This is a genomic window from Mesorhizobium sp. P170090, from assembly GCF_057786115.1.
The window spans coordinates 3008527-3021564 of sequence record NZ_JBYNWH010000001.1 but is presented as its reverse complement, the minus strand read 5'-3'; the positions used below and the strand labels follow the sequence as shown (position 1 = coordinate 3021564).

At 64.4% G+C, this 13038-nt stretch carries 14 protein-coding genes; 8 read left to right on the top strand and 6 right to left on the bottom strand.

Annotated features, from left to right (window positions below):
- Positions 1-33: 33 nt before the first annotated feature.
- Both AC3EML_RS14305 and AC3EML_RS14300 read left to right on the top strand, forming a co-directional pair.
- Positions 34-663: a hypothetical protein gene (locus AC3EML_RS14305; protein WP_023752520.1), complete on the top strand. Its 630-nt coding sequence runs from the start codon at positions 34-36 to the stop codon at positions 661-663.
- Positions 664-798: 135 nt separating this feature from the next.
- A complete protein-coding gene (locus AC3EML_RS14300) occupies positions 799-1020 on the top strand; it encodes a hypothetical protein (protein ID WP_023689120.1) in 222 nt (73 codons plus the stop codon).
- 153 nt (positions 1021-1173) lie between these two features.
- Here AC3EML_RS14300 and AC3EML_RS14295 read toward each other — a convergent pair whose 3' ends face one another.
- Entirely contained in the window at positions 1174-1680 is a 507-nt protein-coding gene (locus tag AC3EML_RS14295) for an OsmC family protein (protein ID WP_488505241.1), read from the bottom strand.
- A 289-nt stretch (positions 1681-1969) separates the two neighbouring features.
- Here AC3EML_RS14295 and AC3EML_RS14290 point away from each other — a divergent pair, with 289 nt between their 5' ends.
- The 3 genes from AC3EML_RS14290 (at position 1970) to AC3EML_RS14280 (ending at position 5472) form a co-directional block, all read left to right on the top strand.
- Positions 1970-3475, top strand: coding sequence for a S10 family peptidase (locus AC3EML_RS14290; RefSeq protein ID WP_352521081.1), 1506 nt, complete (start codon positions 1970-1972; stop codon positions 3473-3475).
- 149 nt (positions 3476-3624) lie between these two features.
- On the top strand, positions 3625-4512 hold the full coding sequence (locus tag AC3EML_RS14285) for a DMT family transporter (RefSeq protein WP_023689123.1): 888 nt from the start codon (positions 3625-3627) through the stop codon (positions 4510-4512).
- A 51-nt stretch (positions 4513-4563) separates the two neighbouring features.
- On the top strand, positions 4564-5472 hold the full coding sequence (locus AC3EML_RS14280; protein WP_023727358.1) for a DMT family transporter: 909 nt from the start codon (positions 4564-4566) through the stop codon (positions 5470-5472).
- 134 nt (positions 5473-5606) lie between these two features.
- Here the strand turns inward: AC3EML_RS14280 and AC3EML_RS14275 are convergent, their stop codons facing one another.
- Entirely contained in the window at positions 5607-6470 is an 864-nt protein-coding gene (locus AC3EML_RS14275) for a LysR substrate-binding domain-containing protein (RefSeq protein WP_023689125.1), read from the bottom strand.
- Positions 6471-6582: 112 nt separating this feature from the next.
- On the opposite strand from AC3EML_RS14275, the gene AC3EML_RS14270 reads away from it, so the two are divergent.
- On the top strand, positions 6583-6993 hold the full coding sequence (locus AC3EML_RS14270) for a tautomerase family protein (RefSeq protein WP_352521082.1): 411 nt from the start codon (positions 6583-6585) through the stop codon (positions 6991-6993).
- Between the two features lie 3 nt (positions 6994-6996).
- Here the strand turns inward: AC3EML_RS14270 and AC3EML_RS14265 are convergent, their stop codons facing one another.
- A complete protein-coding gene (locus AC3EML_RS14265; protein ID WP_352521083.1) occupies positions 6997-7503 on the bottom strand; it encodes an RES family NAD+ phosphorylase in 507 nt (168 codons plus the stop codon).
- Positions 7500-7988 (bottom strand): type II RES/Xre toxin-antitoxin system antitoxin, encoded by a 489-nt coding sequence (gene parS / locus AC3EML_RS14260; protein WP_352521084.1) that lies wholly within the window; start codon positions 7986-7988, stop codon positions 7500-7502. Before parS ends, AC3EML_RS14265 begins: the two co-directional genes overlap by 4 nt.
- Positions 7989-8187: 199 nt before the next feature.
- On the opposite strand from parS, the gene AC3EML_RS14255 reads away from it, so the two are divergent.
- Positions 8188-10410, top strand: coding sequence for an AMP-binding protein (locus AC3EML_RS14255; protein WP_023715065.1), 2223 nt, complete (start codon positions 8188-8190; stop codon positions 10408-10410).
- A gap of 160 nt (positions 10411-10570) precedes the next feature.
- Here the strand turns inward: AC3EML_RS14255 and pssA are convergent, their stop codons facing one another.
- Together pssA and AC3EML_RS14245 are read right to left on the bottom strand one after the other, a co-directional pair.
- Positions 10571-11386: a CDP-diacylglycerol--serine O-phosphatidyltransferase gene (gene pssA, locus AC3EML_RS14250; protein ID WP_023672701.1), complete on the bottom strand. Its 816-nt coding sequence runs from the start codon at positions 11384-11386 to the stop codon at positions 10571-10573.
- Between the two features lie 3 nt (positions 11387-11389).
- Positions 11390-12403: a phosphatidylserine decarboxylase gene (locus AC3EML_RS14245; RefSeq protein WP_352521085.1), complete on the bottom strand. Its 1014-nt coding sequence runs from the start codon at positions 12401-12403 to the stop codon at positions 11390-11392.
- Between AC3EML_RS14245 and AC3EML_RS14240 the strand changes: the two genes are divergently transcribed.
- Entirely contained in the window at positions 12352-13029 is a 678-nt protein-coding gene (locus AC3EML_RS14240; RefSeq protein WP_352521086.1) for a lysozyme inhibitor LprI family protein, read from the top strand. The two genes, AC3EML_RS14245 and AC3EML_RS14240, sit on opposite strands and share 52 nt — an antisense overlap.
- The last annotated feature ends 9 nt before the right edge of the window (positions 13030-13038 follow it).

The following is a 13038-nucleotide window of genomic DNA, read 5'->3' as shown; positions in this document are numbered from 1 at the left end:
CGAATGTAGGACATTCGAAACCGGAGGACCGACATGCGTAGACTTCTTCTCGTTGCCGCCGCCGCGATTGCCGCCACAGCCGGGGTGGCGCTGGCGCAAGACGCCAAGATGAGTTTCTTCGTCACCAGCGTCGGTTCCGGCAAGGGCGCCGATCTCGGCGGTCTCAAGGGTGCCGACGCGCATTGCGCCTCGCTGGCGGAAGCGGCTGGGGTTACCGGCAAGGAATGGCACGCCTATCTCTCGAGCGCCAATGTCGATGCGCGCGACCGTATCGGCAAGGGTCCCTGGGTCAACGCCAAGGGCGAGAAGATTGCCGATGACGTCGCCTCGCTGCACAGCAACGCCAACGCCATCAACAAGCAGACGGCGCTGACCGAGAAGGGCCAAGTGGTCAATGGCCGCGGCGACAAGCCGAACCGGCACGACATATTGACCGGCTCGAAGCCTGACGGCACCAAGCTCGCCGACCAGACCTGCGGCGACTGGACCTTGAGCGGCGCGGAGGGCGCGGCGATGATGGGCCATCACGACCGCACCGGCCTTGATGAGTCGGCGGCGGCGAAATCCTGGAACTCCTCGCATGCCTCGCGCGGCGGCTGCAGCCAGGAGGCGCTGAAAGGCACCGGCGGCGACGGCCTGTTCTACTGCTTTGCGACGAACTGAGAGACGTCTGGGAGCGGTTCGTTCACGGGTCTGTGATGATCCGGCAGGTCCCTCCCCGCTCGCCCTGCTTTCGCCATCAGCCGGGAGTTGCTAGGGTCGACCCGACTCCGACACTCAGCAAAGCGAGGAATTCCCATGGCTGCTCCCAGCGTAGCATTGGTCTGGTACCTGGTGATCGCCGGCCCGCAAGGCGGCATGGTGGTGCTGCCCAGCACCTTCGACACCCGCGAACAGTGCACAAACGCGATTACCGAATATCAGAAGCAGCCGACGCCGGCCGGCTGGGCGGTCAACTGCGTGCCGAGCGCCTCGCCGTTTACCGATGAGGGCGACGCGGAAGAGCCTGCTGCGCAGTAGCGCAATCTCCCCCCTCGAGGGGGAAATGGCCGGCAGGCCAGAGGGGGTCGCCTCGCGTAGAGTGCCAACCTCCTTCCGCACAAAGGGCGTCGCGTCCAGTCGGCCCGACCCCCTCTGTCGCCTTCGGCGACATCTCCCCCTCAAGGGGGGAGATCAGGCGCGCGCACTCACCGTCAGCTCCGGCTTGCTGTTGATGGTCTGGAACACCACGCAATAGCGTTCGGTCAGCTTGATGAGCGAATTGATGCGCGCCTGCGGCTCATCCGTGTCGAGGTTGAAATTCAGCCGGATGGCGCGAAAGCCCACGGGGGCGTCCTTGGCCACGCCCAGCGTGCCGCGAAAGTCGAGATCGCCTTCGGCCTCGACGGTGGCTGCGCCAAGCCTGAATTCCAGCGCCGTCGCCACTGCCTTCAGCGTCACGCCGGCGCACGCCACCAGCGCCTCCAAAAGCATATCGCCCGAACACAATTCGAGCCCGGAACCGCCGGTCGCCGGATGCAGGCCGGCGACCGCCAGCGCCCTGCCCGTCTCGACCTTGCAGGCAATCGACTGGTCGTCGATGGAGCCTTTGGCGCGAAGCGTGATCAGCGCTCGCGAGGAATCGTCGCGATAAGCCTCCTTGATCGGTGCCTGCATGGCCTTGAGTGCGGTGGCGTCCATGTTGCATTCCTTTTCGAGTCCGTCGCGCTTTGATAGCACTGATATGCCGGCGAGACAGCGCCCCCCTCTGCCTGCCGGCCACCTCCCCACAGGGGGGAGATCTGCAGCTTCGCCGATGGCGCTTTCTACGCCGGCGATTAGCGAAGGCGGTCGCGACATCCAATCTCCATCCCTGTGGGGGATGTCCGGCAGGACAGAGGGGGCGTGAAGGAACGCTAGCTCGCGAAGAGTTACTTTGACTTCGACCGCCCGAGCCATACCTAAGCAGAGTCATTCCCGCGGAGGCATCATGCCGTTCAAGCTGAAACTGATCTCGCTTACCCTGTTGGTGCTTGCAGCCTTCGCGCAGCCAGTCGTCGCCGAAACGCCCGAGCGCCCCGCACCGGCAGGCGGCGTGCTGTCGCTGCTGCCGGCACCGCAGACGACCAGCCATTCAATCACCATTGCCGGGCGCAAGCTGGACTATCAGGCTAAGGCCGGCACGCTGTCACTGCTATCCGGCAAGGGCGAGGTCACCGCGGAAATCTTCTATGTCGCCTATACGCTGCCGCCACTGGCGGGCGCGGAGAAGGCTCGCCCCATCACCTTCGTCTTCAATGGCGGCCCGGGCGCGGCATCCGCCTATCTGCATCTCGGCGCACTCGGCCCGCGTGTCGTCGCGACCGGCGCCGATGGCCAATTCCTGCCGCCGCCGCAAAAGCTGATCGACAATCCCGACAGCTGGCTCGACATGACCGACCTCGTCTTCGTCGATCCGGTCGGCACCGGCTACAGCCGCGAGGCCCCCGGCCAGGACACAAAAGATTTTTGGGGCGTCAGCCAGGACGCCAGTTCGATCGGCGCTTTCATCCGGCTCTATCTCGCCCAGAACGGCCGCACCGGATCGCCGCTCTTCCTTTCCGGCGAAAGCTATGGCGGGTTCCGCGCGGCACTTCTCGCCAGGACCCTGCAGGAAGATGTCGGCCTGAGCCCCAACGGCATCGTGCTGATCTCGCCTGCACTGGAGTTCACGCTGGTGCTGCCCGACGAATTCCAGCCACTGCATTGGGCGCTGGAACTGCCCTCGCTGGCGGCGGTGCGCCTGCGCAGCGAAGGCCTCAGCGGCGAGGCGCTGCGCGAAAAGCTCGCCGAGGTCGAACACTATGCTATGGGTGACTACCTCACCGCTCTGGCCGGCGGGCTGGAACAGGGTGGGCGGCTGGCCAGCCAGCGCGTGGCCGAGATCACCGGCCTGCCGCTCGACCTCGTGCAACGCAATTTCGCCCGCATCCCGACCGCCCTGTTCGCGCGCGAATTCCAGCGCCCCAGTGGCAAAGTGCTCAGCCCGTATGACGGCACCATCGCCACCAGCGACATCGCCCCGGAGAGCGCCCGCAGCGCCGGCCCAGATCCGGTGCTCGACCGCAGCGTGCCGGCGCTGACCTCGGCCTTTGTCGGTTATGCGCGCGACGAGCTGAATTTTCGCACCGATGTCAGCTACAGGTTGCTCAATGGCGATGTGACCCACGCCTGGGACTATGGCGGCTCGCGGCAAGGCTATGCCGGGGTGATGGACGATCTGCAGCGGGCGCGCTCGCTCAACCCGGGGCTCGGCGTGGTGATCGTCAACGGCGACACCGATCTGGTCACTCCCTATCTGGCCTCACGCTATCTGGTGAGCCAAATCCCGACGCTCGGCGGGGCAAAACCCATCCGTCTCGACGTCATCGAGGGCGGCCACATGATGTATCTCAGGCCGGGCGGCCGGCGCGCCCTGAAGGAGGCCGCTTCGGAGCTCTACCAGGCAACACAGTGAACGGCGTGCCCACGCTGTCGGCCAGGCTGCGCCAACGCAAGCTTGCCACTGGCGTAGCGCCCCGCAGGCTTTCGCCCGTGTAGCCTGCAATGGGAGCCTGATTGGGGCAGGCTTCTTCTTCGTCCTCTTGACAGCGCCGGACACGCCGCATGGCCGATATTGCCATTCTGGAAACCCGCGAAAGGGTGCTTGCCGGCATCCTGTTCACCGGCTGCGCCTATTTCCTGTTTTCGACGCAGGACGCCGCGATCAAGCTTCTGGTCGTCGGCATCAGCGTCTGGCAGATCATGTTCTTCCGCTCGATCGCTGTGCTTATCGGCTGTGCTGCAATCGGCGGACCGCCCATCTTTGCCGACACAATGCGCTCGCCCATCGTGCGGCCGATGCTGGTGCGCAGCGCCTTCACGCTCGGCGCCTGGCTCTGCTACTACAACGCGGCCCGCTCCCTGCAGCTGGCCGAACTCACCACCATCTATTACGCCGCCCCGATCATCGTCACCGTGCTGTCGGTGGTGATGCTTGGCGAAAAGGTGCCGCTGTTGCGCTGGCTGGCGGTGTTCATCGGCTTCGTCGGCGTCTTCATCGCCTGTGATCCCACTCGTCTCGGCTTGTCCGTGCCGATGCTCTTGGTACTGGCTGCGGCAGTGCTGTGGGGCATTGCCGTGGTGCTGTTGCGCAAGACGGCGCTGGCCGAGCGCACGCTGATCCAGCTTGTGCTCAACAATTTCTACTTCCTGGTGTTTTCCACGGTGCCGGCGCTGTTGGTCTGGCAGATGCCGGACTGGCGCCAGTTGCTGCTTTTGATCAGCGTCGGCGCGCTCGGCGGCGTGGCGCAATTTATGCTGTTCGAAGGCATGAAGCGGGCGCCGGTGTCGATCGTGGCGCCGTTCGAATACACCTCATTGGTCTGGGCCTTCGGGCTCGGCTTTGCGATCTGGGGCGACGTGCCGCGTCGCGAGGTGTTTCTGGGGGCGGCGTTGATCGTCGGCGCCGGCCTGCTGATCATCGGCAACGAGCATTTCCGCAAGCGGCTATGAGTACCCCGTGCTGACAGCATGGTGGCAGGAGAAGACGGATAGGCTGCTGAGATGACGGAAGCGCTCGACGGCCCAGGCACCACAGATACCGCTGCCGATCGTACGCTCGGCATCATGCTGGTGGCGGCCTCGGCGGCTTTCTTCGCCCTGACCGGCGTGCTGACCAAATCGATCCACGCCGACCCGCTGACCATCACTTGCTGGCGCGGCTTTGTCGGCGCGATCCTGATCACCTTCTATGTGCTGTGGCGCCGGCGCCGCTCCGGCGGGCGGGAAAGCTTGCGGCTTGGCTGGCGCGGCTGGTTGCTGGCCCTCGAGGGCGCCGCGGCCAGCATCGCCTTCATCTCGGCGTTCAAATTCACCTATGTCGCCAATGTCGCGGTCATCTACGCCACCGCGCCCTTCATCACCGCGCTGCTCGCCTTCGTGCTGGTGCGCGAGCCGTTCCGGGCGCAGACGCTTGCCGCCGCCGCCGTTTCGCTGTGCGGCGTGGCGATGATGGTCGGCTCCGGCTTCGGCAGCGGTCATCTGTTTGGCGATGGGCTCGCGCTGCTGATGACCGCCGGCAGCGCGCTCTACATGATCATGGTGCGCGCCTTCCGCGACACGCCGGTGGTGTGGGCGGGCGCAGTCTCGGCGCTTCTGCTGTTCGTGCTCGGCTGGTTCGTCACCGACCCCCTGGCGATTTCTGCTCGCGACGCCGTGCTGCTCGTCGCCTTCGGAGGATCGTTCGCAGCGGCGTCGATCCTGTGGACGGAAGGCTCGCGGCTGATCCCGGCGCCTGAGTCCGGCCTTCTCGGTGCCGCCGAAGTGCCGTTTGCGATCCTGTTCGCCTTCCTGTTCCTCGGCGAGATCGCGCCGGCCGCCAGCCTGATCGGCGGCGCCATAGTACTCTGCGCGGTTTTCGCCCATGCGGGGCGCGACTGGCTGGCTGCGAGAAAAAGTGCGGCAACCCAATAATTATTTTCCAAGTCATGGAACCATCATGCGGATCAGGCAGTTTTATGTGCGACGGGTCACCCCCCAAGTCCCCCCAAACCCCTCGACCCGTCCTCCTCAAAGCCGACCGTAAAGGTCGGCTTTTTCTTTGGACATCAGCCGGCAAAGCCGGGCAAGGCGAGGTTGTCGCTGAGCAGGATGGCAAGATCGCGCGCCGGCCGCTCAGCGCCCTGGCCGAGTTTTATCGCGAATTGCGCTGTCGGCACCGGCGGCAGGGCGAATTCGCGCGGTGCTTCGGCAATGCCTGAATGGGCAAAGCGGGCGGTGCGCAAGGTCAGCGCGATGCCGGCATTGACCGCCGTACGCAAGCCGGCAAGGCTGGCGCTGCCGGCGGCGATGCGGTAGCGGCGGCCGGCAGCATCGAGGGCCGCGAGTGCTGCTTCGCGAAAGCCGCAATAGGGGTCGAGCAGCGCCAGCGGCAATTCCTCTTCCCGCACGGCAAGCCCTTTTTGCGAGCACAGCCACAGCATCGGCTCACTGAACAGCCCGACTTCGTCATTGGCCGGCGTCTTGCGCATGACAACGGCCAGATCGAGCTGCCCGGCCTGCAGCGCCTCGCCAAGCTCGGCCGAACGGCCAACGCGGAGTTCGACCCTGACGCGCGGATGGCTGGTCGCGAAGGCGCGCAGCAGCTCCGGCAGGCCGCTATCGGCGAAATCCTGTGTCGTGCCGATGGCGACGCGACCAGCGGCACGCGCGCCCTTGAGCGCCAGCCAGGCCTCGCTGTGCACGGCAAGAATGCGGCGGGCATGACCGACAAGATCCTCGCCGGCCGGCGTCAGCCCGCGCCCGCGCCCCTGCGCCACCAGCAGCGGTTCGCCGACGATCTCCTCCAGACGCTGCATCTGCGCGGTCACCGCCGAGGGCGAGCGGCCGACAACAGACGCAGCCTGAGCCAGCGAGCCGCCATCGACAAAGGCAAGGAAGGTTTTGAGCAGATCGGGATCGAGAGCTTGCATACTTCGATAATACAGAACCTTTTGTTCGAGACAATTCGATTTTTTTGACTTAAAGACGGTGGCACTGTCTCTCCAACGGCAAACAGACGCCGCTCAAACGAAGGAGAGAAAAATGCCCATCATCAACATCAGCGTCACCGGCAAGCCCGACGCCAAGCTGTCCGCCACAATCGCCAAGGAAATCACCGGCCTGACCGCAGCCCATCTGCGCAAGGACCCGACGATCACCGCCGTCGCTGTCACCTATATCGACCCGCAGCACTGGTTCGCCGGCGGCAAATCGCTGGCAGAGCATGGCGCCAATACGTTCTGGCTCGACATCAAGGTGGTCGACGGCACCAACACCAAGCTGGAGCTGGAAGCCTATCTGAAGGCGATCTTTGAGGCCTTTGGTAAGTTGCTAGGTGGCGTGCACGAGGAAAGCTATGCCTTCGTGCATGAAGTCCCGGCCGCGGCGTACGGTTATGGCGGCAAGTCGCAGGAGTTCCGGTTCATCAGTGGGCGGCTGAAGGCCACGGCCTGATTGTTACCCAGCGGGAGGATGAAGCCTTGTATCAAGCGCGAAATCCTCCCGGAGATGCAAGCTATAAAGGCCTGCCGCCCGGTTGGGATCGAACACCAGGTTCCAGCTGTGCTGGGATACCGCGCTGGGGATCAGAAAGAACGGATGCTTTGCCAGCAGACCATCGCCGAACTGCTGCTGTCCCGCGCCCGGGATGCCGGGACGCAGCCAGTTCGCGTTCGGAATATCGTCGGTTTGGACCACATAAATCTCTGATGGATCGACGATGTCGAATGCCGTCAGCACGTGAGGGACAGTATCCAGCGTGCGAAACCCCTTGTGGACCGCCACCTCCAAGATGGCGGTCGATGGGTCGATGGACGCATATACGGCTCTGATCCCTTTGCTGTTCCACCTTCCCCCAAGCTTGAAGGCTCCTTCGCCACTGTCCCAGCTCGCCTTGAAGCGTCTGTGATCAAGCCTCCAGCCCAACAACTTCCCTGTTGCGAGGGAGCCCGGCAAAGGCGTCACGCGTAGACACCATAGTCGAGCCGCTCAAGAAACTCCTGCACAAGCGCAGTGCCCGCCGCCGTGGCCAGCAGATCGATCGGCCGGCGATTGTCCAAACCCATGGCAGGCTCGATCATCCATTTTTCCGCGTCTTCCTGAGTCCCGAGCACGGACGTGGCCTTTGTCAGGAGCTTGGCGAAGTTCCAGGTTCTGGAACCTTGCTCCCGACTGAGGGTCTTGGAGTGATCCGATTTGTGCCGCTGAAATGTCCGCTCGCTCATGCCGAATGCGGTCTCAAACGCATCGGCGGGATCAATGACCATCAGATGGCTGACGAGGCTTTCGAGCGCCTGGCCCGGAATTCCATGCAGGATCATTTCATGTGCCTCAAGAGGACTGGCTACCGAGAATCCAAGAACCTTCCGTCCACCAAACAGGTCGACCATTCGTTCGAACTCCGGCTCCATATGTGGTGCCTCGGCAAAGCCCAGCGGGGAACTGGCCATATTACCTCTCCGTCACGTGTCGCTTTATTTACGACACGTGTCGCAACATTTCAAGGCCTGCGTTTGGGTCATTGCCTGGTGAGGTCAGGTGGAACACCGCTCCCTCGCACCCGCGCATTGACCTTGCCCCCCATTGCGCTACCCTCTGCTCTCCAAGCGGACGAAGAGCCGCATACCGGACCGTTGGGAGAGACGCGGCATGATCCTGACACTGGCGCTGCTTGCAGGCCTCGTGCTGGCCTGGCTGCTGATTGGCGCGATCGAGACGTTTCGTCTCGACCTGCGCTTTACCCAGGCGCTGCTCTATGTGCCGTTCAAGCTCGCCTACCGGATCGATGACCGGCGCATCCGCATTGCCCGCAACGCGCCGACGCCGGTGATCTATGTGGTCTCGCACCAGTCACGCTTCGAGCCGGCGCTGATGCTGTCGCTGCTGCCCGACGACACGCTGCACATTCTCGACGAGGCTTCGGCGCGCTCGCCCTGGATGGAGCCTTGGCGCGAGCTTGGCCGCACCATCGCCTTCAACGCCGAGCATCTCTTCGTCAGCCGGCGGCTGGTCAGGGTGCTGAAGGGTAAAGGCCGGCTTGCCGTCTATCTGCCCGATGACGTCGAGCCCGATGTGAAGACGTTTCGCCTGTTCCGCGCCGTCACCCGCATCGCCATGCAGGCCGACGCCCGCATCGTGCCGATCTTCGTCACCGGCTCGCGCGACCTGCCGGTTTCCTTGACGCCAAAGAACCGGGCGCCGCGCCACTGGTTCCCAAAACTCTCGATCAGCGTGCTGGAGCCAATGACGATTGCCGAACTGGTGGCGCGCAACCCCGACCAGGCTTCCAACACCAATGCGTTGTTCGACCGCATCGCCGAGGCGCGGCTTTATGGCAGCAACCTCGATCGCGGCCTGTTCCTGGCCATGCGCGATGCCGCGGATCGCACCGGCGCCTCGCATCCGATCATCGAGGATGTGATCAGCGGCTCGCTCAGCTATCGAAAAATGTTCATCGGCGCGCGCGTGCTCGGCCGCCGTTTCCAGGCGGTGGCGGCGCCCGGCGAAGCGGTCGGGGTTTTGCTGCCCAACGCCAATGGCGTGGTGCTGTCCTTCGTCGGCCTGCTCTCGGCCGGCCGGGTAGCGGCGATGATCAACTACACGGCAGGGCCGGCCAGCGTAACCGCCGCGGTGCGCGCGGCAGTCATCCGAACGGTGGTTTCCTCGCGCGCGTTCGTCGAGAAGGCGGCGCTTGCCGACATCATCGCCGCGATCGAGGCCGGCGGCGCCAAAATGCTGTGGCTGGAGGATGTGCGCGCAAGCGTCACGACGCTGGAAAAGCTCGCAGCAGCGGTGCTGTGGCGGTTCCCGCTGCAGCGGCAGGATGCGGCCAAGCCCGCCGCAATCCTGTTCACCTCAGGCTCGGAAGGCACGCCCAAGGCCGTGGTGCTGTCGCACCGCAATCTCCACGCCAACGCCATGCAGGCCGAGGCGCGCATTACCATTTCGCCGTCCGACATCCTGCTCAACGTGCTGCCGGTTTTTCACTCTTTCGGCCTGACCGGCGGTACCATCCTGCCGCTGGTGACCGGGGTGAAACTGTTCCTCTACCCGTCACCGCTGCACTACAAGATCATCCCGGAGATCGCCCGCAAGGTGAAGCCGACCATCATGTTCGGCACCGACACTTTCCTTGCCAACTATGCCCGCACCGCCAAGGATGGCGATTTCTCAAGCCTGCGCTTCGTCGTCGCCGGCGCGGAAGCGGTGAAGCCGGAGACGCGGCGCGTTTATCGCGAGCGCTTCGATGCCTCGATCATCGAGGGGTTCGGGCTGACGGAGGCCGCTCCCGTCGTCGCCGTCAACACCGCCATCCATGGTCGCGACGGCACGGTCGGACGGCTGTTGCCGGCGATGCGCATGAAGCTCGAACCGGTCGAGGGTATCGAGGGTGCCGGCCGCCTGTGGCTCGACGGGCCGAATTTGATGATGGGCTACATGACCGCTGACCGGCCCGGCGAATTGCAGCCGCTGGACGGCTGGCACGACACCGGCGACATCGTCTCGGTCGACCGCGAAGGCTTCATCACCATTCGCGGGCGGGCAAAACGCTTCGCCAAGATCGCTGGCGAGATGGTGTCGTTGGGCGCCGTCGAGATGCTGGTGCAGTCGCTGTGGCCGGAAGAGCGCCACGCCGCGGTGGCGGTGCCGGACAAGAGGCGCGGCGAGCGCATCGTGCTGGTCACCACCGCCGACGACGCCGATCCGGAAGAACTGCGCGCCTTCGGCAAGAAGGCAGGTGCGGCCGAACTGATGGTGCCCAACGACATCGTCAAGGTCGACGAGATCCCGGTGCTGGGTTCCGGTAAGACGGATTATGTCTCGACGCGGAACCTGGCGATCGAGAAGCTGGGGCTGGGCCTGGCGGCTTAGCGTATCTCCCTCCTTGAGGGGGAGATGGCCGGCAGGCCAGAGGGGGTCGCCTCGCGTGAAGCGCCGACGTCCTCTTCGCTCAAACGAGGTCGCGTCCGGGGCGTACCGACCCCCTCTGTCGCTTTCGGCGACATCTCCCCCTCAAGGGGGGAGATAACAACTACCCAATATCCGACGGCGGCACTTTTTCGCCCTCGCGCTTGGCGCGCTTCGAATACGCCCGCACGCTGAAAGGCAGGAAGATGAGATAGCCTGCGACAGAGGCGGTCAGCGTGTACCAGGGATAGGTCATCAACAGCAGGACGTATAGAACGACCGCCAGGATGATCGGCAGCACCTTATCGCCCGGCACTTTCAGGCTTTTGCCGGAATAGACCGGCAGCCGGCTGACCAGCAGGAAAGCGACCAGCACAGTGAAGCCGGTGGCGACGAATGCCGTCAGGCGGTCCGGCTCGAGACCGAGCCGCAGGAAGGACAGATAGAGCGGCAGCATAACCAGCACGGCGCCGGCCGGCGCCGGCACGCCGACGAAGTATTCGCTCTGCCAGATCGGCCGGTCATGGTCTTCGTCGAGCACGTTGAAGCGCGCCAGCCGCAGGCCACAGGCGATGGTGAACAGAAGAGCTGCGATCCAGCCGAAGGAGCCGGCGCGGTCGAGCAGGAAGGCGTAGAGCACCAGTGCCGGCGCGACGCCGAAATTGACGATGTCGGCCAGCGAATCCATCTGCGCGCCGAATTTGGATGTCGCCTTCAACATGCGCGCCAGGCGCCCGTCTATGCCGTCCAGGAAGGCGGCGAGCAGCACCATCACCACGGCCGGCTCGAAACGGCCCTCGAAGCCGAAGCGGATGCCGGACAGGCCGGCGCAGATGGCAAGCACGGTGACCAGATTAGGCAGCACCATGCGCATCGGAATTTCGCGGATGCGCGGGCCGCCGCTGCCATGGGCCTCGAACTTTTTGAACGGCGCGCCCACCGCTTACGAAATCCTGACGAGCGGGGTTGCGGCGACGCCGCCGAATTCGGCGAGCACGGTTTCGCCGCCGACCGCCGTCTGGCCGACGGCGACGCGCGGCACCGCGGTCGACGGCAGGAAGACATCGACGCGCGAGCCGAAGCGGATCAGGCCAAAGCGTTCGCCGACGGCAATGGAGCCGCCGGTCTCGGCCCAGCAGACGATGCGGCGCGCCACCAGGCCGGCAATCTGCACGGCGACAACGATGCCGTTGGGACTGTCTATGACCAGCCCGTTGCGCTCGTTCTCCGAGCTTGCCTTGTCGAGTTCGGCATTCAGGAACTTGCCCGGCCGGTGCTCGATTTTGGTGATGCGGCCGCGCACGGGAGCACGGTTCACATGGCAGGAGAAGACATTCATGAACACCGAGATGCGGGTCATTTCGGTGTTGCCGAGGCCGAGCTCGCGCGGTGGCACGGCCGGGCCGACCGCCGAGATGACGCCGTCGGCGGGACTGACCACCAGCCTGTCATCGACCGGGGTGACACGCTCGGGGTCACGGAAGAAATAGACGCACCAGGCGGTCAGGATCAGGCCGATCCAGAACAGCACCGAGGAGAAATAGCCGAGGAACAGCGTGCCCGCACCAAAGGCGGCAATGAACGGATAGCCCTCGCGATGGATCGGAACGAAGGCATTCTTGATCGAATCGACAAGGCTCATCGGATGGGGCTCATGGGATGGGGGCGGTCCCTGTTTCAGGTCCGGCCTCAATACCGGAAAGGCTCCGCTGCCGCAACGCACATTGGGCAAGGCCGCGTCGTCCGCAGCCGGCAGGAACGGTGACGTGCTTGCCTGTCGGCTGCTTTGCCGCCAGAGTTCGGGCCAACGCCGGCTGAACGCGCGGCGAAAAGGCCGACTGCCATGGCGCCAATTCAGGCAAAACGTATCTTGTTGCCATACGATCGTCAGCCGTGGGTGCCGTTTTGACCGTACTTGTGGCAGCGAGCGACCACGCAGTTGCGCAAGGCAAGCCATCCTTCGACTGCGCCAAGGCCGCCAGCTTGGCGGAAAAGGCCATTTGCGCCGATCCGGTCCTGGCGCAAGCCGATGCCGACGTCGCGAAGAATTATACCGCGCTGCTGAAGAGGCTCGATGCTCATGCCGGGAAGGCGCTGCGGGACGACCAAAGCGATTTCATCGCCTATCGCGATCAGATCGCCGGTTTCAACGAAAGTTCGCCCAAGAACCAACAGACTTTCGATCTCGGCGAATTCCTGCGCGACCGCGCAACCTTCCTGTCCGGCATACGCAAGCCCCCCGATGCAGGTTTGATCGGCACATGGAGCAGCGTGCGCGGTAGCGTCGACATCAAGGCTGTTGGCGGAGGCAAGGTCGAGATCTCGGAAGAGGTCGTTTCCAATCCAGTCTCGGGAAGTGGGTCATGCGAGATCGACGGCACGGTCGAGAAGCGCAACACTCTGCGACTGGTCGACACCGACGACAACGACAACCCAACCGGTTTTGTCTTCACCTTTCGCCGCGATGGCGATGCGCTTGTCGTCGAGCAGAGCGGCACCGGCAAGGATGACAGAACGGAGCCGCCGTCATGCGGCGCCAACGGCCATGCCGATGGCACGTTCTTCCTGACCGAAAAACAGTAAACCCGCTGT

Bases quoted from the DNA above. Each gene is read 5' to 3' on its own strand.
- AC3EML_RS14305 (WP_023752520.1), top strand. From the start codon at position 34: ATGCGTAGACTTCTTCTCGTTGCCGCCGCCGCGATTGCCGCCACAGCC.
- AC3EML_RS14300 (WP_023689120.1), top strand. From the start codon at position 799: ATGGCTGCTCCCAGCGTAGCATTGGTCTGGTACCTGGTGATCGCCGGC.
- AC3EML_RS14295 (WP_488505241.1), bottom strand. From the start codon at position 1,680: ATGGACGCCACCGCACTCAAGGCCATGCAGGCACCGATCAAGGAGGCT.
- AC3EML_RS14290 (WP_352521081.1), top strand. From the start codon at position 1,970: ATGCCGTTCAAGCTGAAACTGATCTCGCTTACCCTGTTGGTGCTTGCA.
- AC3EML_RS14285 (WP_023689123.1), top strand. From the start codon at position 3,625: ATGGCCGATATTGCCATTCTGGAAACCCGCGAAAGGGTGCTTGCCGGC.
- AC3EML_RS14280 (WP_023727358.1), top strand. From the start codon at position 4,564: ATGACGGAAGCGCTCGACGGCCCAGGCACCACAGATACCGCTGCCGAT.
- AC3EML_RS14275 (WP_023689125.1), bottom strand. From the start codon at position 6,470: ATGCAAGCTCTCGATCCCGATCTGCTCAAAACCTTCCTTGCCTTTGTC.
- AC3EML_RS14270 (WP_352521082.1), top strand. From the start codon at position 6,583: ATGCCCATCATCAACATCAGCGTCACCGGCAAGCCCGACGCCAAGCTG.
- parS (WP_352521084.1), bottom strand. From the start codon at position 7,988: ATGGCCAGTTCCCCGCTGGGCTTTGCCGAGGCACCACATATGGAGCCG.
- AC3EML_RS14255 (WP_023715065.1), top strand. From the start codon at position 8,188: ATGATCCTGACACTGGCGCTGCTTGCAGGCCTCGTGCTGGCCTGGCTG.
- AC3EML_RS14245 (WP_352521085.1), bottom strand. From the start codon at position 12,403: ATGGCTTGCCTTGCGCAACTGCGTGGTCGCTCGCTGCCACAAGTACGG.